At 56.5% G+C, this 543-nt stretch carries 1 protein-coding gene; it reads left to right on the top strand.

Annotated features, from left to right (window positions below; genetic code table 11):
• Window positions 1-128: 128 nt before the first annotated feature.
• The coding region (locus AC1DH9_RS30675) for an alcohol dehydrogenase catalytic domain-containing protein (RefSeq protein WP_477809519.1) at window positions 129-543 on the top strand (415 nt) is incomplete at its 3' end.

The raw sequence follows: 543 nt of genomic DNA, 5'->3' as shown, positions 1-543 counted from the left end.
CTTCCCAGCGGTTCTCGGACATGAAGATTATCCCTGTGTAGCAATAATGTTTTGCTTTTGGCTGGATTATTAATCGTCTGGTGGTGTTTTACACTCGCTGTCTCGTTTTTATTCGCTGGAGAGACAGGATGATCAAGTCGCGCGCTGCCGTTGCCTTCGAGGCCAAGAAACCCCTTGAGATCGTTGAAGTCGATGTCGCCATGCCCAAGGCGGGTGAAGTCCTGTTGCGTGTGGTCGCCTCCGGTGTTTGCCATACCGACGCCTACACCCTGTCGGGCGCTGACCCGGAAGGCATCTTCCCGTCGATCCTCGGCCACGAAGGTGGCGCGATTGTCGAGGCTATCGGCGAAGGTGTGACTTCGGTCGCGGTCGGCGATCACGTGATTCCGCTGTACACCCCGGAATGCGGCCAGTGCAAATTCTGTAAGTCGGGCAAGACCAACCTCTGCCAGGCCATTCGTGCGACCCAGGGCAAAGGCCTGATGCCAGACGGCACCACGCGTTTCTCCTACAAAGGTCAGCCGATTTTCCACTATATGGGCA

Source organism: Pseudomonas sp. 05T35, assembly GCF_056396605.1.
This window is presented reverse-complemented; position numbering and strand designations above follow the sequence as displayed.